The sequence below is a fragment of the Kitasatospora sp. NA04385 genome (genome assembly GCF_013364235.1).
GTDB lineage: Bacteria > Actinomycetota > Actinomycetes > Streptomycetales > Streptomycetaceae > Kitasatospora.
Genome location: NZ_CP054919.1, coordinates 2,167,855 through 2,184,659 on the forward strand (window position 1 = coordinate 2,167,855; position 16,805 = coordinate 2,184,659).

Below are 16,805 nucleotides of genomic sequence, written 5' to 3' on the forward strand. Positions count from 1 at the left end.
AGCGTAGGAAGGCGTCACCCGGTCGGCACTCCGGGTAACCCGGGCGGGGGACGGCCGCCCGGTGGTCCCCGGGAACGACGGGGGCCGGGCACCCCCCGAGGGGAGTACCCGGCCCGCCGTGCGGCCGACGCGATCCGGAACCTACTGGTTCTGGTTCTCGCCGCGGTAGAACTCGAAGACCCAGCCGAACAGGCCGATCAGGATGATCGGGATCGACCAGTACAGCAGCCACCAGCCGAAGATGACGCCCAGGAAGGCCAGCGCGCCACCGATCGCCAGGGAGAGCGGCTGCCAGCTGTGCGGGGCGAAGAAGCCCACCTCGCCGGCGTCGTCCGAGACCTGGGCCTCGGGGTTGTCGCCCGCGCCGGTGTCCACCCGCTTGGCGGTGAACGCCAGGTAGAAGCCGATGAAGGCGCACAGGCCGAAGGCCAGGAACAGCGCGGTGGTGCCGGCGGCCTCCAGGCCGTGGTCCGACTTACCGGTCCAGATCATGTAGGTGATCGCGATCGCCAGCACGAACACGGCCAGACCGGCGAAGATCTTTCCCTGTTCCTTCATCGGGCGTCACCCTCATTCTTGCCCTTGCCCAGCGACGGACGGTCGTACTGCGCGGGGGTCACACCCTCGAAGTGCTTGGCCGGCTCACCGTGGTTCTCCAGGTAGTCCAGCGCGGCGATCTCCGGGTGGTGCAGGTCGAACGCCGGGGATTCGGAGCGGATCCGCGGCAGGGTGGTGAAGTTGTGCCGCGGCGGCGGGCAGGAGGTCGCCCACTCCAGCGAGCGGCCGTAGCCCCACGGGTCGTCGACCTCGACCTTCTCGCCGTACTTGGCCGTCTTCCAGACGTTGTAGAGGAACGGCAGGATCGACAGGCCGAGCAGGAACGAGCCGATGGTCGAGACGGTGTTCAGCGTGGTGAAGCCGTCCGAGGCCAGGTAGTCGGCGTACCGGCGCGGCATGCCCTCGGCGCCCAGCCAGTGCTGCACCAGGAAGGTCGCGTGGAAGCCGATGAACAGCGTCCAGAAGGTGATCTTGCCCAGGCGCTCGTCCAGCATCTTGCCGGTCATCTTCGGCCACCAGAAGTGGAAGCCGGCGAACATCGCGAAGACGACGGTGCCGAACACCACGTAGTGGAAGTGCGCGACCACGAAGTACGAGTCGGAGACGTGGAAGTCGATCGGCGGGGAGGCGAGCAGGACGCCCGTCAGACCGCCGAACAGGAAGGTGACCAGGAAGCCGACCGTCCAGAGCATCGGGGTCTCGAAGCTCAGCGAGCCCTTCCACATGGTGCCGACCCAGTTGAAGAACTTCACACCGGTCGGGACCGCGATCAGGAAGGTCATGAACGAGAAGAACGGCAGCAGGACCTGTCCGGTCACGTACATGTGGTGCGCCCACACCGTCACCGAGAGGCCGGCGATGGCGATGGTCGCGGCGATCAGGCCGGAGTAGCCGAACATCGGCTTGCGGCTGAACACCGGGATGATCTCGGACACGATGCCGAAGAACGGCAGCGCGATGATGTACACCTCGGGGTGGCCGAAGAACCAGAACAGGTGCTGCCAGAGCAGCGCTCCGCCGTTCGTCGGGTCGAAGACGTGCGCCCCGAACTTCCGGTCCGCCTCCAGGGCGAACAGCGCGGCCGCGAGGACCGGGAAGGCCAGCAGGACCAGCACGGCGGTCAGCAGGACGTTCCAGACGAAGATCGACATCCGGAACATCGTCATGCCGGGCGCGCGCATGCAGATGATCGTGGTGATGAAGTTGACCGCGCCGAGGATGGTGCCGAAGCCGGAGAAGGCCAGACCCATGATCCACATGTCGGCGCCGATGCCCGGCGAGCGGACCGCGTCCGACAGCGGCGAGTAGGCGAACCAGCCGAAGTCGGCCGCGCCCTGCGGGGTCAGGAAGCCCGCCACCGCGATGATCGAGCCGAACAGGTACAGCCAGTAGGCGAACATGTTCAGGCGCGGGAAGGCGACGTCGGGGGCGCCGATCTGGAGCGGCATGATCCAGTTGGCGAAACCGGCGAACAGCGGCGTGGCGAACATCAGCAGCATGATCGTGCCGTGCATGGTGAACGCCTGGTTGAACTGCTCGTTCGACAGGATCTGGGTACCCGGGCGGGCCAGCTCGGCACGCATGACCAGGGCGAGCACGCCACCGATCAGGAAGAAGGCGAACGAGGTCGCCAGGTACATCGTGCCGATCGTCTTGTGGTCAGTGGTGGTGAGCCACTTGATGATCGCGTTGCCCGGCTTGCGCACCCGCGGAGTCCCCGAGGTGACGGCCCCGGCTCCCCCACCGGCCGCGGCGGGCTCGTTGAGGATGGTCACTTCTCTTCACTACTTCCCGTGGTGGGGAGGATGCCTGCGGGAACCGCACCGGCCTGGCCCTTGTCGCGGAGGTCCTTGAGGTGCTGCTCGTAGTCGGCGGCCGACACGACCTTCACGTTGAACAGCATCCGCGAGTGGTCGGTGCCGCAGAGCTCGGCGCACTTGCCGCGGTAGGTGCCGAGCGCGGTCGGGGTGACCTGGAACTCGTTGACCACACCGGGCACGACGTCCATCTTCATCATGAAGTTGACGGGCCAGAAGTCGTGGATGACGTCGTTGGAGGTCAGCCGGAACTTCACGGTCTCGTTGATCGGCAGGTAGAGCGTCGGAGGCTCCTTGGTGCTGCCGACCTCGTACGCGGCGGTGGTGCTCGCCGGGTCCGGGATCTCGGAGTTCTCGTAGTTGAACGCCCAACTCCACTGGAAGCCCACCACGTTGATGGTGTGCTGGGGCTTCGCGTCGACCTTCGTCAGGGTGGCCTCGTCGCGGGCGACGAAGTAGAAGAGCACCGAGACGATGACGAGGGGGACCGCGGTGTACAGCGCCTCGATGGGCACGTTGTACCGGGTCTGAGCGGGGATCTCCACCTTGGTGCGGCTGCGCCGGTGGAAGAACACGCTCCAGAGGATCAGACCCCACATCAGTGCGCCAACAACCAGAGCCGCGATCCACGAGCCCTGCCACATGTGAAGGACCAGCGGGCCTTCCTTGGTGACGGGACTGGGGAGGCCAAGCCTGGGCAGGTCGTTGGCCGAGCAGCCGGTGGCGGTCGCGATGACGAGGCCCAGTGCCAGCGCCTGAGGCAGCTTCCGCCGCATCGTGCGCCGCGGCGAGCGGTCGGAGCCGTTGGGACTCACGTAGCGCCTTCCCGAAGTCTCGCCCGCGAACGCACCACCGGGAGGAGACTGTTGTCGGGTCTCCTCGGCGGTCCGGCCACGGGCACGGTTTGAATGCTTATGCGGGCCAAACGCTACTCCATCCTTATGCGGCGCTCACGGGCAGCCCCCGGTAACGCGCCGCCCGGCTACCCGATCAGCCCCCGAGGGGTGAACCGCCTCCGGAGGGCGGACGGAGTCGCAGGTCATGGCGGACATCCGAGCCTCCCACGGCCGAACGGGCGACCGTACTGCGACACGCGGGTGACGGGCCGTCGGCTCCCCCGCCGGGCGGGAGGAATCACCCCGTAAGGGGCGCCGCCCGCGTCGTCTACGGTGACCGGGTGCCCTACTTCGACGCCGCCTCCACCGCCCCGCTGCACCCCGTCGCCCGGCAGGCCCTGCTCGCCGCCCTCGACGAGGGCTGGGCCGACCCCGCCCGGCTGCACCGCTCCGCCCGGCAGGCCCGGATGCTGCTGGACGCCGCCCGGGAGACCGTCGCCGAGGTGCTCGGCGCCCGGGCCGACGAGGTCTCCTTCACCTCCTCCGGCACCCAGGCCCTCCAGTTGGGCCTGCTCGGCGCCCTGCGCGGCCACCGCCGCCGCGGCGCCCACCTGGTGCACTCCGCGGTCGAGCACTCCGCCGTGCTGCACACCGCCGAGCGCTGGGAGGCCGACGGCGGCGCCGTCACCGCCGTCCCGGTCGACCGCCACGGCCGGGTGTCCGCCGGGGAGTTCGCCGCCGCGCTGCGGCCCGACACCGCGCTCGCCGTGCTGCAGTCCGCCAACCACGAGGTCGGCACCCTGCAGCCGGTCACCGAGACCGCCGCGCTGCTCGGCGACGTCCCGCTGCTGGTGGACGCCGCGCAGAGCGCCGGCCGGCTGCCCGTCCCGGCCGGCTGGTCGCTGCTGGCCGCCAGCGCCCACAAGTGGGGCGGCCCGGCCGGGGTCGGGGTGCTCGCCGTCCGCAAGGGCGTCCGGTACTCCTCGCCGCTGCCCGCCGACGACCGCGAGGGCGGGCGGGTGCCCGGCTTCCCCAACGTCCCGGCGATCGTCGCCGCCGCGGCCTCGCTGCGCGCCGTCCGGGCCGGGGCCGAGGCCGAGAACGCCCGCCTGCGCGCACTCGTCGACCTGATCCGCCACCGCGTCCCGGAGCTGGTCCCCGCCGTCGAGGTGGTCGGCGACCCGGAGCGGCGGCTGCCGCACCTGGTGACCTTCTCCTGCCTGTACGTGGACGGCGAGGTGCTGCTGACCGAGCTCGACCGGGCCGGCTTCGCGGTCAGCTCCGGCTCCTCCTGCACCTCCAGCACGCTGACCCCCAGCCACGTGCTGGCCGCGATGGGCGTCCTCACCGAGGGCAACCTGCGCGTCTCGCTGCCCGCCGGCACCACCCGCGCCGAGGTGGACGCCTTCCTCGACGTCCTCCCCCGGGTGGTCGCCGACGTCCGCGCCCCGCTCGGGCTCGACCTCCCCGCGCCCGGCTCCGCGACCGGCCCGGCCGGGGCGCTGGTCCTCGACACCCTCGGCCGGCGCTGCCCGATCCCGGTCATCGAACTCGCCAAGCACATCGGCGAGGTCGACCCCGGCGGCCTCGTCGCCGTCCTCTCCGACGACGAGGCGGCCCGCCACGACATCCCCGCCTGGTGCGGGATGTGCGGCCACACCTACGCGGGCGAGGCCTCCGCCACGGAGTACGGGGGCACCCGCGGCACGGCGTACCTGGTGATCCGGGGGCTCGATTAGAACGGCGGGAGCGCACCGCCGGGGGCTCGACGTTCCCCGAGCCCCCGGTGGCGCATGCCCGTTCGCTCAGAGGGCGATGCGGGTGCTGATCTCCTTGGCGGCCTCCGCGCCGTAGGCGGTCTCGAAGCGCTCCAGGAAGTGGCCGCCGCGCAGCTCGTACTCCTGGGTGCCGACGGTCTCGATGACCAGGGTGGCGAGCATGCAGCCGACCTGGGCGGCGCGCTCCAGGCCGAGGTCCCAGGAGAGGCCGGCCAGGAAGCCGGCGCGGAAGGCGTCGCCGACGCCGGTGGGGTCGGCCTTGCGCTCCTCGGCCGGGCAGCCGACCACGACGTCGGGCTCGCCGCGGCGCTGGATGCGCACGCCCTTGGGGCCGAGGGTGGTGACGCGGGTGCCGACGCGGTCCAGGATCTCGTCCGAGGACCAGCCGGTCTTGGACTCGATCAGGGCGGCCTCGTACTCGTTGGTGAAGAGATAGGCCGCGCCGTCGACGATCTGCCGGATGTCCTCGCCCTCCAGGCGGGCCAGCTGCTGGGAGGGGTCGGCGGCGAAGGCGTAGCCGCGGGTGCGGCACTCCTGGGTGTGCCGCACCATCGCGGCCGGGTCGTCCGCGCCGATCAGGACCAGGTCGAGGCCGCCGACCCGCTCGGCGATCGGCTGGAGCTCGATGTTGCGGGCCTCGGCCATCGCGCCGGTGTAGAAGGACGCGATCTGGTTGTGGTCCTGGTCGGTGGTGCACATGAAGCGGGCGGTGTGCCGGGTCTCCGAGATGTGCACGGAGTCGGTGTCGACGCCGTGCCGGTCGAGCCAGCTGCGGTACTCGGCGAAGTCGCCGCCGGCCGCGCCGACCAGGACCGGGTTCAGGCCCAGGACGCCCATGCCGAAGGCGATGTTCGGGCCGACCCCGCCGCGGCGGATGTCCAGGGTGTCGACCAGGAAGGACAGCGACACCGTGTGCAGCTGCTCGGGCACCAGCTGGTCGGAGAAGCGTCCGGGGAAGGTCGTCAGGTGGTCGGTGGCGATCGAGCCGGCGACGGCGATGCGCACGAGGTCTCCTCTGGCGGCCCGGCGTTGGCCGGAGCTTGGGGGCAGCAACGCGCCTACGGTACCCGGACCCGGGGGGTGCTACCGATCGGTAAGGCTGTCTTCCGGACGCGCGGCGGCCTAGGGTCGCCAGTACGGGGGCCGGACGCGGCCCCCGTCCAGTCCGCGGCGCCGTGGCCGCGGCACGGCGATCGGAGCTGGTTAGCACATGGTGATCGATCACTCCTCCGGGCGGGCCGCGGGTCGCCGCCGTGCGGACGCCGAACCCGAGACGCTGGCCGAGCTGCTGGATTCCTCGCGCCGATTGGGCCGGTTCTGGCCGGTCTCCGGGCCGCTCCCGACGGTCTCCGCCCCGAACGCGGCGGTCGTTCGGGTGCCGGTGGCGGCGCGCCGGGTGGTGGCGGGCATGCCGGAGTACGGCGGGTAGCGGCGGAACCGGTTTCCTCCGGGGCACGTCAAATCGGCGCGATGTCGCTCACGGCGCCGCACGACCCTCGGGAGGAACACAGATCATGGACGACAGCACCGCAGCCGTCTCCGCCCAGGCCCCCCGCGCCCGCCGGGCGGCCGCCGCACTGGCCGGCGCGGCCCTCGCGGTCGGCCTGCTCACCGCGTGCGGCAGCTCGGGCCCGACCACCGCGGCCACCGGCTCGCCGAGCGCGACCACCAGCCCGGTGCCGGGCAGCCCCGCCGCCTCGCCGTCCGCCACCCCCTCCGCGTCGCCCTCGCAGCCGGCCGCGTCGAGCCCGGCCCCGGACGCGAGCCCGCAGCCCTCGGCGGCGCAGCCGACCACGCCCGGGATAGCCGTGGGCGAGCGCCCGCCGACCGCGGTGAAGATCCCGGCGTCCGGCTACCGGCAGGACGGGCCGACCACGCTGACGGTGTTCTTCACCGCCGGGGTCTGCGACAAGTACGGGGTCCGGGTCGAGGAGGACACCCCGCCGGTGGTGAAGCTGCGGGTGGTGATCACGCAGACCGCGGAGCCGGGCAAGGCGTGTCCGCAGCTGATGAAGGAGCAGCAGGCGAGCGTCACGCTGTCGAAGCCGATGACCGGCGGCGGCGTGGTGGACACCGCGACGGGCGAGCAGCTGCCGGTGCAGAGCGGGGTCGCGGGCGGCGACCCGCGCTGACGAACGCCGCGAGGGCGGCTCCCCCGGCCCGGGGGAGCCGCCCTCGGCGGCCGGTGTTCAGGGCTTAGCTGAACGAGTCGCCGCAGGCGCAGGAGCCGGTGGCGTTCGGGTTGTCGATGGTGAAGCCCTGCTTCTCGATGGTGTCCACGAAGTCGACGGTGGCACCGCCCAGGTAGGGGGCGCTCATCCGGTCGGTGACGACCTTGACGCCGTTGAAGTCCTTGACGACGTCGCCGTCGAGCGAACGCTCGTCGAAGAACAGCTGGTAGCGCAGGCCCGAGCAGCCGCCGGGCTGCACGGCGACGCGCAGCGCGAGGTCGTCGCGGCCTTCCTGCTCCAGCAGGCCCTTGACCTTGCCCGCGGCGGCGTCGGTGAGGAGGATGCCACTCTCGACGGTGGTCTCGTCCTGGACGGTCATGCTTACTCCCGGTCTGTGACGACTGTGATCCGCCAGTGCCAACCAGCGGCCTCCCGGATTCATTTCCGGGAGGTGGTGCGTTCGGGGGACGTTTTCGTCGCCCACTCCCCCACGTACCCCATGCTCGCACACCGGGCCGGACGGGTCACCGCCCACTTCCGCAAAGCGCTACCGTCCGCGCAGCGGGCGCAGCAGGATGTGACAGGTGATCATTCGTCAGCTCAAGGACACCGCGCAGGACGCCGAGGCCGTGGACCGGATCGCCCGGGCGGCCTTCCGTGACCTGGACAACCGGCCGCCCGACGATCCGGACACACCGGCGGACGGGCGCCGCCGGGTCCGCGGCCCGGCCCGCACCCGGCACCTGGCGGTCACCGACCCGGAGGGGTGCTGGATCGCCGAGCAGGACGGCGAGGCGGTCGGGGCGGCGCTGTCGCTGCGCCGGGAGGGGGTGTGGGTGCTGGTGCTGTTCGTGGTGCTCCCCGCCGCGCAGGGGCGGGGGGTGGGCCGGCTGCTGCTGGAGCGGGCCACCGCGTACGGGCGGGGCTGCCTGCGCGGCATGCTGTGCGCCTCGCCGTCCCCGGCGGCGGCCCGGCGCTACCGGCGGGCCGGGTTCACCCTGCACCCGACGATGCGGCTGACCGGGCAGGTGGACCGGGAGCGGCTGCTGGACCCGGGCGACATCCCGGTGCACGCGGGCAACCCGACGCACCTGCACCTGCTGGACTCGGTCGACCGCCGGGTGCGCGGCGCGGCGCACGGCCCGGACCACCCGTTCATGCTGGCGCACTTCGAGGAGCTGCTGGTCGCGGACACCCTGGCCGGGACGGGCTACTGCTACCGGGACGGCGGCGACGTGCAGTTGGTCGCGGCGACCTCCAAGCGGATCGCCGTCCGGCTGCTGCGCGAGGCGCTGGCCCGCGTCCCGGCGGGGACGGAGGCGAACGTCTCCTTCCTGACCGCCGAGCAGGAGTGGGCCGTCGACGTGGGCCTGGACCTGGGCCTGTCGCTGTCCACCCGCGGCTACCTCGGCCTGCGCGGGATGCGCCCGCCGATGCCGTACGTCCCCAACGGGGGCTACCTGTAGGCGCCCGCGGGCCCGCTCACTGCATCGTGTCGAGGATCTCCTGGACCATCTCCATCGTGGTGCCCGGGTGCAGGAAGGCGAAGCGGGCGACCGTCTCGCCGTCCCAGCCGGTGGGGGTGACGAAGCCGACCTGGTCGGCGAGGAGCTGCCGGGACCAGCGGTAGTAGTCGTCGTGGGTCCAGCCCTTGCGGCGGAAGCAGACGGCGGAGAGCTGCGGGTCGTGGAGGAGTTCGAGGTGCTCGGTGTCGCGGATGAGCTGCGCGGTGGCGCGGGCGAGGCGCAGGCCGGCCTCGACGGCGTCGGTGTAGGCCTGGACGCCGTGGACGGCGAGCGAGAACCAGAGCGGGAGGCCGCGGGCCCGCCGGGTGAGGTGGTAGGCGTAGTCGGTGGGGTTCCACTCGTCGCCCTCGGTGTGCAGGACGTCGAGGTAGGAGGCGTCCTGGGTGTGGACGGCGCGGGCCAGGCGCGGTTCGCGGTAGAGCAGGGCGGCGCAGTCGAACGGGGCGAACAGCCACTTGTGCGGGTCGACGACGAAGCTGTCGGCGTGCTCGATGCCGTCGTAGCGCGCGCGGACCGAGGGGGCGAACAGCCCGGCGCCGCCGTAGGCGCCGTCGACGTGGAACCAGAGGTCGTGCTCGCGGGCGACCTCGGCGATGCCGGCCAGGTCGTCGACGATGCCCTCGTTGGTGGTGCCGGCGGTGCCGACGACGGCGATGACGGTCTCGGGGTGCGGGTCGGCGGCGAGGGTGGCGCGCAGGGCGTCCCCGGTGAGGCGGCGGTCGACGGCGGGGACGAGGAAGGGCTCGACGCCGATGATGTTGAAGGTGTTCTTGACCGAGGAGTGCACCTGGTCGGCGACGGCGATCCGGAGCCGGGCCTCGGGGCCACCGTGCTCATTCTTTTGGGCCAGCCGGCGGCGGGCGGTGTCGCGGGCGACGACCAGCGCGGAGAGGTTGCCGGCCGAGCCGCCGGAGACGAAGGTGCCGCCGGCGCTCGCGGGCAGGCCGGCCCGGTCCGCTATCAGGCGCAGCACCTGGTTCTCGGCGGCGATCGCGCCGGCCGCCTCCAGCCAGGAGATGCCCTGCAGGGAGGCGCAGGAGACGACCATGTCGAAGAGCAGGGCGGCCTTGGTGGGGGCGCAGGGGATGAAGGAGAGGTAGCGGGGGCTGTCGGCGGAGATGACGGCGCGGGAGAGCTCGTGGTCGTAGAGCTTGAGCACGTCGGCGGGGTGGTTGCCGTGGTCGTTCAGCAGCCCGGCGAGCGCCTCGCGCAGGTGGGCGCCGTCGCCGGGGTGGTCGAGCGGGACGGGGTCGTACTGCAGGCGTTCGCGCATGTAGTCGAAGACGAGGTCGACCAGCTGGTTGTCCGGCTTGTGCATGCGGTCGGGGGCTGCGTACACGGGTGTCCTCTTCGCTGCGGGCGGTGCTGGGGTCATGATCAGCGTAGGCAGCGGGGGTGTGCGGGCGCGCGTCGGAACGCGGCCGTCCGGGGCCGGTTTCCTGCGTGTTCGGGCGGGGGCGCGCAGGAAAGCTGCGTCAGATGAGCTGGGAGAGGACGACCGAGGAGCGGCTGCGCTGGACGCCGGGCTCCTTGCGGATGCGCTCGATGACCGCTTCCAGGTGGCGGGTGTCGGCGGCGCGCAGGTGGACCAGGGCGTCGGGGTCGCCGGTGACCGTCCAGGCGGCGGCGACCTCGGGGAACTGGCGCAGCGAGGCGAGCAGTTCCTCGGGCGAGGTGCGGGGGCGGCAGTAGACCTCGACGAAGGCCTCGGTGCGCCAGCCGAGCAGGTCGGGGTCGAGGACGACGGTGAAGCCGCGGACCGCGCCGCGCGCCCGCAGCCGGTCGATCCGGCGGCGGACGGCGGTGGCGGAGAGGTTGGTGAGCAGGCCGATCTCGGCGTAGGAGGCGCGGCCGTCGCGGCTGAGGTGTTCGAGCAGCAGGCGGTCGGTGTCGTCGAGGCCGGGCCCGTCCGGCCGGACGGGCCCGAGGTCGGGCGGCCGGTGGGTGCTCATGGCGGGGCTCCACGGTGGTGCGGGTGAGGGTGGTGAGCCGTGGGAGGAACGACTCTGCGGAGCCCATTGTCGCGGACGGCCGGAACCGGGTCAGTCCACCAGCAGGACGATCTTGCCGCGGGTGCGGCCCTCGGCGTTGAGGGCCTGGGCGGAGGCGGCCTGGCTGAGCGGGAAGGTGGAGGCGACGGGGACGGTGAGCAGGCCCTCGTCGGCGAGCCGGGCGACGGCGGCGAGGTCCTCGGGGTCGGGGCGGGTGAAGACGTAGCGGCCGCCGCGGGCGGTGACGGTGTAGTCGACCACGGAGGCGATCCGGGTGGGGTCCTTGAGCAGGCCGGCGGAGGTCTCGACGGCGTCGCCGCCGATCAGGTCGAGCGCGGCGTCGACGCCCTCGGGGGCCAGGGCGCGGACGCGTTCGGCGAGGCCGGGGCCGTAGGTGACGGGGTCGACGCCCAGGCCGCGCAGGAAGGTGTGGTTGTGCTCCCCGGCGGTGCCGATGACCCGGGCGCCGAGCGCGGTGGCGACCTGGCAGGCGATCGAGCCGACGCCGCCGGCCGCCGCGTGGATCAGCACGGTCTCGCCGCGGCGCAGCCCGAGCGCCCCGACCAGGGTCTGCTGGGCGGTGAGCCCGGCGGTGGGGAGTCCGCCGGCCTCGGCCCAGTCGAGGGCCGCGGGTTTGCGGGCCAGGGTGCGGACGGGGGCGGCGACGAGTTCGGCGTAGGTGCCGTGCTCGATGACGTCCTTGCGGACGTAGCCGATCACCTCGTCGCCGGGGGCGTACTCGGTGACGGCGCCGCCGACGGCCTGGACGGTGCCGGCCAGGTCGAAGCCCACGACCAGGGGGAAGTGCGCGTCGAGGACGCCGTCGAGGTGTCCCTCGCGGATCTTCCAGTCGACGGGGTTGACGCCGACCGCGCGGGTGCGGACGAGTACGGTGTCGGGGCCGACCTTCGGGTCGGGGAGCTCGGTGTACTCGACCACGTCGGGGCCGCCGTAGCGGTTGATCGCGATTGCCTTCATGCCTCCAGCCAACCGGACGGTGCGGCGGGTCCTCGCGCCGGAAGCATCCATCCTGGTGAGCGGTTCTCGTCACATCGACGAAGCGGCCATCGTCAGGCTGACGACAACCGGTTATCATAGATAGCGTCAGATAGACGAGAAGGCTGGTGTCAATCCGGCCGCACCAGGAGGGCAGCCGCCCGTGACCACCACCACCGAGACCTACGGCGTCGACCCCACCCCCTCGCCGCTCGCCCTGCTGCTGCTCGGCCGCGAGGCCGACCCGAACAGCGAGCGCGGCGTCGAGTGCCCCGGCGACCTGCCCGCCGCCTCCGACCCCGACCTGGTGGCGCGCGCCCGCGCCGCGAAGGAGAAGCTCGGCGACCGGGTCTTCATCCTGGGCCACCACTACCAGCGCGACGAGGTCATCGAGTTCGCCGACGTCACCGGCGACTCCTTCAAGCTGGCCCGGGACGCGGCGGCCCGCCCGGAGGCCGAGTACATCGTCTTCTGCGGCGTGCACTTCATGGCCGAGTCCGCCGACATCCTCACCTCCGAGCGCCAGCAGGTCGTCCTGCCGGACCTGGCGGCCGGCTGCTCGATGGCCGACATGGCCACCGCCGAGCAGGTCGCCGAGTGCTGGGACGTGCTGACCGAGGCGGGCGTCGCGGACGTCACCGTGCCGGTGTCGTACATGAACTCCTCGGCCGACATCAAGGCGTTCACCGGCAAGCACGGCGGCACCATCTGCACCTCCTCCAACGCCGAGCGGGCGCTGGAGTGGGCCTTCGAGCAGGGCGAGAAGGTGCTGTTCCTGCCGGACCAGCACCTGGGGCGCAACACCGCGGTGCTGGAGATGGGCATCCCGCTGGACGAGTGCGTGCTCTACAACCCGCACAAGCCGAACGGCGGCCTGACCGCCGAGCAGCTGCGGGACGCGAAGATGATCCTGTGGCGCGGGCACTGCTCGGTGCACGGCCGCTTCAGCGTGGAGTCGGTGAACGAGGTCCGCGAGCGCATCCCGGGCGTGACGGTGCTGGTGCACCCGGAGTGCCGGCACGAGGTGGTCACCGCGGCCGACATGGTGGGCTCGACCGAGTACATCATCAAGGCGCTGGACGCCGCCGAGCCCGGCTCGAAGTGGGCGATCGGCACCGAGCTGAACCTGGTGCGCCGGCTGGCCAAGGCGCACCCGGACAAGGAGGTCGTCTTCCTCGACCGCACCGTGTGCTTCTGCTCGACCATGAACCGGATCGACCTGCCGCACCTGGTGTGGGCGCTGGAGTCGCTGGTCGAGGGCCGGGTGCCGAACGTGATCACGGTGGACGCCGAGACCGAGAAGCACGCCAAGGCCGCGCTGGACCGGATGCTGGCCCTGCCGTAACGATTCGCCGCACGTGGGAAGGGCGGGCACCCCCCGGTGGGGGTGCCCGCCCTTCGTCACGTACCGCGCCCGAACTACTCCGGGAGGCCGGGGATCAGGCCGTCGCCCTCGTCCCGCAGCAGCTCGCGGACCTGCTCCAGGGACGCCTCGGCGTCCGGCAGGATCAGGTCCGACGGCTCCAGCGACTCCGGCGGAAGCGGCGTTCCGACCTCACGGACGGCCGCGAGGAGGCTGCCGAGCGCGGCCCGGAAGGCCTCCTCGTCGCCCGCCTCGACGGCCTGGAGCAGTTCGTCGTCCAGCTGGTTCAGCCGGTTCAGGTCGCCCTCGGCGACCTCGAACTGCCCCTCACCCAAGACCCGCATGATCATGCTGGTGCGTCTCCCCTGGCTCCGCTTACTTCTGGTAGTTGATGGTGGGCGGCGGCGGGGTGTCGTTCTTCCCCTGCTCGATCGCCTGCGGCTGGGAGGCGGGGCTGCCGCCGGTCAGCTCGGCCTTCATCCGGGCCAGCTCCAGCTCGACGTCGCTGCCGCCGGCCACCCGCTCCAGCTCGGCCTCGATGTCGTCCTTGCGGCCGAGGCCGCTGGCGTCGTCGAGCGCTCCGGAGGCCAGCAGCTCGTCGATCGCGCCCGCGCGGGCCTGCATCTGCGCGGTCTTGTCCTCCGCGCGCTGGATCGCCAGGCCGACGTCGCCCATCTCCTCGGAGATGCCGGAGAAGGACTCCGCGATCCGGGTCTGCGCCTGGGCGGCCGTGTAGGTGGCCTTGATGGTCTCCTTCTTGGTGCGGAAGGCGTCCACCTTGGCCTGCAGGCGCTGGGAGGCCAGCGTGAGCTTCTCCTCCTCGCCCTGCAGGGCCTGGTACTGCGTCTCCAGGTCGGTGATCTGGGTCTGCAGGTTGGCCTTGCGGCTGAGCGCCTCGCGGGCCAGGTCCTCGCGGCCGAGGGACAGCGCCTTGCGGCCCTGGTCCTCGTACTTCGAGGACTGCTGCTGGAGCTGGGTCAGCTGGAGTTCCAGGCGCTTGCGGGAGGTGGCCACGTCGGCGACGCCCCTGCGCACCTTCTGCAGCAGTTCCAGCTGCTTCTGGTAGGAGTAGTCGAGCGTTTCGCGCGGGTCCTCCGCCCGGTCCAAGGCCTTGTTCGCCTTGGAGCGGAAGATCAGCCCCATACGCTTCATGATTCCGTCGCTCATGGGCCTCGATAGCCCCCTTCTTCGGGCCTGGGTTTGCGTCTCGTGACAGGTCGAGTGTATGCGCGGTGCGGCCCCCGGCGCAGTCCACCGGCCTGCAACAATGCTGCTACAGCGGGCGGGCGTTCGGCATCGTCCTCACGATCGATATCGCTTCGCGTCCGGGGCAGGGCCGGAAACCCGCCGGTCAACCCGTACGCTGGGAGTGTGTTTCGACGCCGCTCTGATGAATCCGCCGCCTCCTCCTCCACCGTCACCATGACGAAGGAGGACGAGAAGCCGCCCCGCGACCCGCAGGCTCCCAAGGGTCGGCCCACGCCCAAGCGCAGTGAGGCCGAGGCCCACCGGAAGACCCGGGTCACCGTCCCCAAGGACCGCAAGGAGGCCGCCAAGCAGGCGCGCCAGCGGGTCCGGGTGGAGCGCGAGAAGCAGCGCACCGCGCTGCTGGAGGGCGACGAGCGCGCCCTGCCGCCGCGCGACAAGGGGCCGGTGCGGCGCTACGTCCGCGACTTCATCGACTCCCGGTGGGCCGCGGCCGAGTTCTTCCTGCCGTACGCGGTCGTGGTGCTGGTGCTCAGCATCACCAAGGTCAACTACCTGCAGCTGCTCTCCACGCTGCTGTTCATGGTCTTCTTCGTGGTCGTCATCCTGGACTTCGTCCGGATCGGCTTCCAGCTGCGCAAGGGCCTCGCTCAACGCTTCCCCGGCCAGGACACCCGCGGCGCGGTGATGTACGGCCTGATGCGCACCCTGCAGATGCGCCGGCTGCGGCTGCCCAAGCCGATGGTCAAGCGGGGCGAGCGGCCCTGACCGCGGAAGCGGTCCCGCCGTACTGGGCCCCGCCGGCGCAGCAGCCGGTCGGGGCCTTCGGCGCACCGGGCGTCCCCGCGCAGCACGGGCCCGCGTACGGGTACCTGCCGCAGGGCCGGCACGGGCGGCTCCCGGCCCGCGGGGGGCCGTACCACAGCGGGGCCGGCGAGTGGCTGGAGCGGCACGGCGGGCTGCACAACCTGGTCCGCCAGGAGCTGGTCACCCGGCAGCTGGCCGAGCAGCTCACCCGCGGCGTCGCGCTGCGGGTGCTGGACGTCGGCTGCGCCGAGGGCGTGCAGGCGCTGCGGCTGGCCCGGGCCGGCCACTTCGTCACCGGCATCGACCCGGATCCGGTCACCCTGGGCATCGCGCACCAGGCGCTGGCCGCCGAGTCGCCGGAGGTCCGCGAGCGCGTCCAGCTGCTCACCGGCGACGGCCACCAGGTCGGCCGCTGGTTCGGGCCGCGCAGCTTCGACCTGGTGCTCTGCCACGGCCCCCTGATGTACCTGCCGGACCCGGAGCCGATGCTCGCCTCGGTGGCGCGCATCCTGGCCCCCGGCGGCCTGCTCTCGCTGCTGGTCCGCAACGGGGACGCGCTGGCCATGCGGCCCGGGCTGACCGGGGACTGGCGGGCCTGTCAGGAGTCCTTCGACTCCACCCGCTACACCAACCGGCTCGGCCTGCCCGCCCGCGCGGACCGCCTCGCCGAACTCTCCGGCACGCTGGCCGGCTTCGCCGTCCCGGTCCGCCACTGGTACGGGGTGCGGGTCTTCACCGACACCATGCCGGACGAGGCCGCCCCGGTCGACGGCCGGCAGCTCGCCCAGCTGCTGGACTCCGAGGAGCGGGCCGGCCGGCAGGACCCCTACCGGCACGTCGCCGCGCTGCTGCACGTCGTCGCCGAGAAGTAGCCGCCGGGGCGGCCCCGGGCCTCAGTCCTCGTGCAGGCTCATCGGGTAGACGTCCCGCCCGTCCTCGACCAGGACGACCCGGTCCGCCCCGCCCTCCAGCAGCGCCTGCCACTCCTCGCCGATCCAGGTCTCCGCGTCTCCCTGGCTGGAGAACTCCTCGGCGCCGTTCGCCGGCTCCACCACGGTGCCGTCGCTCTTCTCGTACCGCCAGGTCCACACCATGCCGGGCTCCTCCGCGAGTCGTGCCACTGGGGTTGTGACGGTAGCGTGCCCACCCGGTCGGGGGGCGAAGCTCCGTCCGGCAGGATGATCGCATGGCACTCCCCCGCACCCTGATCCTCGGCGGCGCCCGCTCCGGCAAGTCCACCCGGGCCGAGCTGCTGCTCGCCGACCGCCCCGACGTGCTGTACGTGGCCACCTCCGGCAGCCGGGAGGGCGACGCCGACTGGGCCCGCCGGGTCGACCTGCACCGGGCCCGGCGGCCGTCCTCCTGGCGGACCGCGGAGACCTGCGCGCTGGAGGAGGTGCTGGCGGACGGCTCCGACCCCGCCCCGGTGCTGATCGACTGCCTGGCGCTGTGGCTGACCGCCGTCATGGACGAGTGCGGCGCCTGGGACGACGCGCGCTGGCCGGCCGGCGGCCAGGAGGCGGTGGAGGCGCGCTGCGCGGCGCTGGCCGCGGCCTGGGGCGGGACGCGGCGGGAGGTGGTCGCGGTCTCCAACGAGGTCGGGATGGGCGTCGTCCCCGCCACCGCGGCCGGACGGCGCTTCCGGGACACCCTCGGGCGGCTCAACATGGCGGTGGCCGACGCCTCCGAGCAGGTGCTGCTGGTGGTGGCCGGACAGGTGCTGACCATCAAAGCGGCGGCCGTGTAGATTGCCGAG

The 16,805-nt window shown here is 72.4% G+C and carries 18 protein-coding genes and 1 pseudogene; 8 read left to right on the forward strand and 11 right to left on the reverse strand.

Translation table 11 applies throughout. From position 1 onward, the window contains the following. Positions 1-141 precede the first annotated feature (141 nt). The 3 genes from HUT16_RS09430 to coxB form a co-directional block, all read right to left on the reverse strand. On the reverse strand, positions 142-558 hold the full coding sequence (locus HUT16_RS09430; RefSeq protein WP_176187303.1) for a cytochrome c oxidase subunit 4: 417 nt from the start codon (positions 556-558) through the stop codon (positions 142-144). After that, on the reverse strand, positions 555-2,264 hold the full coding sequence (ctaD, locus tag HUT16_RS09435) for a cytochrome c oxidase subunit I (RefSeq protein ID WP_254898275.1): 1,710 nt from the start codon (positions 2,262-2,264) through the stop codon (positions 555-557). The genes HUT16_RS09430 and ctaD overlap by 4 nt, the downstream gene beginning before the upstream one ends. A gap of 65 nt (positions 2,265-2,329) precedes the next feature. After that, positions 2,330-3,190 carry a cytochrome c oxidase subunit II gene (gene coxB, locus HUT16_RS09440; RefSeq protein WP_176187307.1) on the reverse strand — a complete coding sequence of 287 codons (861 nt, stop codon included), beginning with the start codon at positions 3,188-3,190 and terminating at the stop codon, positions 2,330-2,332. 362 nt (positions 3,191-3,552) lie between these two features. Between coxB and HUT16_RS09445 the strand changes: the two genes are divergently transcribed. Next, the gene (locus tag HUT16_RS09445) at positions 3,553-4,950 is read left to right on the forward strand and encodes a cysteine desulfurase/sulfurtransferase TusA family protein (RefSeq protein ID WP_176187309.1); all 1,398 of its coding nucleotides are present in this window, start codon (positions 3,553-3,555) and stop codon (positions 4,948-4,950) included. A gap of 66 nt (positions 4,951-5,016) precedes the next feature. Here HUT16_RS09445 and HUT16_RS09450 read toward each other — a convergent pair whose 3' ends face one another. Then, positions 5,017-5,994 (reverse strand): carbohydrate kinase family protein, encoded by a 978-nt coding sequence (locus tag HUT16_RS09450; RefSeq protein ID WP_176187311.1) that lies wholly within the window; start codon positions 5,992-5,994, stop codon positions 5,017-5,019. Between the two features lie 205 nt (positions 5,995-6,199). On the opposite strand from HUT16_RS09450, the gene HUT16_RS09455 reads away from it, so the two are divergent. Both HUT16_RS09455 and HUT16_RS09460 read left to right on the forward strand, forming a co-directional pair. Further along, complete coding sequence (locus HUT16_RS09455) at positions 6,200-6,418, forward strand: hypothetical protein (protein WP_176187313.1); 219 nt, start codon at positions 6,200-6,202, stop codon at positions 6,416-6,418. Positions 6,419-6,503: 85 nt separating this feature from the next. Beyond that, the gene (locus HUT16_RS09460) at positions 6,504-7,121 is read left to right on the forward strand and encodes a hypothetical protein (RefSeq protein WP_176187315.1); all 618 of its coding nucleotides are present in this window, start codon (positions 6,504-6,506) and stop codon (positions 7,119-7,121) included. Between the two features lie 64 nt (positions 7,122-7,185). Here the strand turns inward: HUT16_RS09460 and erpA are convergent, their stop codons facing one another. After that, positions 7,186-7,539: an iron-sulfur cluster insertion protein ErpA gene (gene erpA / locus HUT16_RS09465; RefSeq protein ID WP_111553090.1), complete on the reverse strand. Its 354-nt coding sequence runs from the start codon at positions 7,537-7,539 to the stop codon at positions 7,186-7,188. A gap of 205 nt (positions 7,540-7,744) precedes the next feature. Between erpA and HUT16_RS09470 the strand changes: the two genes are divergently transcribed. Then, positions 7,745-8,626, forward strand: a complete 882-nt coding sequence (locus tag HUT16_RS09470; protein ID WP_176187317.1) for a GNAT family N-acetyltransferase — start codon at positions 7,745-7,747, stop codon at positions 8,624-8,626. A 16-nt stretch (positions 8,627-8,642) separates the two neighbouring features. Here HUT16_RS09470 and HUT16_RS09475 read toward each other — a convergent pair whose 3' ends face one another. The 3 genes from HUT16_RS09475 to HUT16_RS09485 all read right to left on the reverse strand — a co-directional run bounded on the left by HUT16_RS09475 (position 8,643) and on the right by HUT16_RS09485 (position 11,655). Further along, positions 8,643-10,025, reverse strand: a complete 1,383-nt coding sequence (locus HUT16_RS09475; RefSeq protein ID WP_254897729.1) for a pyridoxal-dependent decarboxylase — start codon at positions 10,023-10,025, stop codon at positions 8,643-8,645. 136 nt (positions 10,026-10,161) lie between these two features. Beyond that, positions 10,162-10,638, reverse strand: a complete 477-nt coding sequence (locus HUT16_RS09480) for an Lrp/AsnC family transcriptional regulator (protein ID WP_176187319.1) — start codon at positions 10,636-10,638, stop codon at positions 10,162-10,164. Between the two features lie 90 nt (positions 10,639-10,728). Further along, positions 10,729-11,655, reverse strand: coding sequence for an NADP-dependent oxidoreductase (locus tag HUT16_RS09485; protein ID WP_176187321.1), 927 nt, complete (start codon positions 11,653-11,655; stop codon positions 10,729-10,731). A 181-nt stretch (positions 11,656-11,836) separates the two neighbouring features. On the opposite strand from HUT16_RS09485, the gene nadA reads away from it, so the two are divergent. Further along, a complete protein-coding gene (nadA, locus tag HUT16_RS09490; RefSeq protein ID WP_176187323.1) occupies positions 11,837-13,018 on the forward strand; it encodes a quinolinate synthase NadA in 1,182 nt (393 codons plus the stop codon). Positions 13,019-13,092: 74 nt separating this feature from the next. On the opposite strand, the gene HUT16_RS09495 is transcribed toward nadA, so the two are convergent. After that, positions 13,093-13,386: a hypothetical protein gene (locus tag HUT16_RS09495; RefSeq protein ID WP_176187325.1), complete on the reverse strand. Its 294-nt coding sequence runs from the start codon at positions 13,384-13,386 to the stop codon at positions 13,093-13,095. 25 nt (positions 13,387-13,411) lie between these two features. Further along, complete coding sequence (locus HUT16_RS09500; RefSeq protein ID WP_176187327.1) at positions 13,412-14,203, reverse strand: PspA/IM30 family protein; 792 nt, start codon at positions 14,201-14,203, stop codon at positions 13,412-13,414. A 255-nt stretch (positions 14,204-14,458) separates the two neighbouring features. Here HUT16_RS09500 and HUT16_RS09505 point away from each other — a divergent pair, with 255 nt between their 5' ends. Together HUT16_RS09505 and HUT16_RS09510 are read left to right on the forward strand one after the other, a co-directional pair. After that, a complete protein-coding gene (locus tag HUT16_RS09505) occupies positions 14,459-15,010 on the forward strand; it encodes a DUF3043 domain-containing protein (protein WP_254897731.1) in 552 nt (183 codons plus the stop codon). Between the two features lie 215 nt (positions 15,011-15,225). Continuing rightward, on the forward strand, positions 15,226-15,921 hold the full coding sequence (locus HUT16_RS09510; protein ID WP_176192587.1) for a bifunctional 2-polyprenyl-6-hydroxyphenol methylase/3-demethylubiquinol 3-O-methyltransferase UbiG: 696 nt from the start codon (positions 15,226-15,228) through the stop codon (positions 15,919-15,921). 21 nt (positions 15,922-15,942) lie between these two features. On the opposite strand, the gene HUT16_RS09515 is transcribed toward HUT16_RS09510, so the two are convergent. Next, positions 15,943-16,143: a hypothetical protein gene (locus HUT16_RS09515; RefSeq protein WP_176192588.1), complete on the reverse strand. Its 201-nt coding sequence runs from the start codon at positions 16,141-16,143 to the stop codon at positions 15,943-15,945. 104 nt (positions 16,144-16,247) lie between these two features. Here HUT16_RS09515 and cobU point away from each other — a divergent pair. Next, positions 16,248-16,796 (forward strand): annotated as a pseudogene (gene cobU / locus HUT16_RS09520) (bifunctional adenosylcobinamide kinase/adenosylcobinamide-phosphate guanylyltransferase); the annotation flags it as partial. Positions 16,797-16,805 lie beyond the last annotated feature (9 nt).

Excerpts from the sequence above, each read along its gene's own strand:
- HUT16_RS09430 (WP_176187303.1), bottom strand. The coding sequence starts at position 558 with ATGAAGGAACAGGGAAAGATCTTCGCCGGTCTGGCCGTGTTCGTGCTG.
- HUT16_RS09455 (WP_176187313.1), top strand. The coding sequence starts at position 6,200 with ATGGTGATCGATCACTCCTCCGGGCGGGCCGCGGGTCGCCGCCGTGCG.
- HUT16_RS09460 (WP_176187315.1), top strand. The coding sequence starts at position 6,504 with ATGGACGACAGCACCGCAGCCGTCTCCGCCCAGGCCCCCCGCGCCCGC.
- erpA (WP_111553090.1), bottom strand. The coding sequence starts at position 7,539 with ATGACCGTCCAGGACGAGACCACCGTCGAGAGTGGCATCCTCCTCACC.
- HUT16_RS09480 (WP_176187319.1), bottom strand. The coding sequence starts at position 10,638 with ATGAGCACCCACCGGCCGCCCGACCTCGGGCCCGTCCGGCCGGACGGG.
- HUT16_RS09485 (WP_176187321.1), bottom strand. The coding sequence starts at position 11,655 with ATGAAGGCAATCGCGATCAACCGCTACGGCGGCCCCGACGTGGTCGAG.
- HUT16_RS09495 (WP_176187325.1), bottom strand. The coding sequence starts at position 13,386 with ATGATCATGCGGGTCTTGGGTGAGGGGCAGTTCGAGGTCGCCGAGGGC.
- HUT16_RS09500 (WP_176187327.1), bottom strand. The coding sequence starts at position 14,203 with ATGAGCGACGGAATCATGAAGCGTATGGGGCTGATCTTCCGCTCCAAG.
- HUT16_RS09505 (WP_254897731.1), top strand. The coding sequence starts at position 14,459 with ATGACGAAGGAGGACGAGAAGCCGCCCCGCGACCCGCAGGCTCCCAAG.
- HUT16_RS09515 (WP_176192588.1), bottom strand. The coding sequence starts at position 16,143 with ATGGTGTGGACCTGGCGGTACGAGAAGAGCGACGGCACCGTGGTGGAG.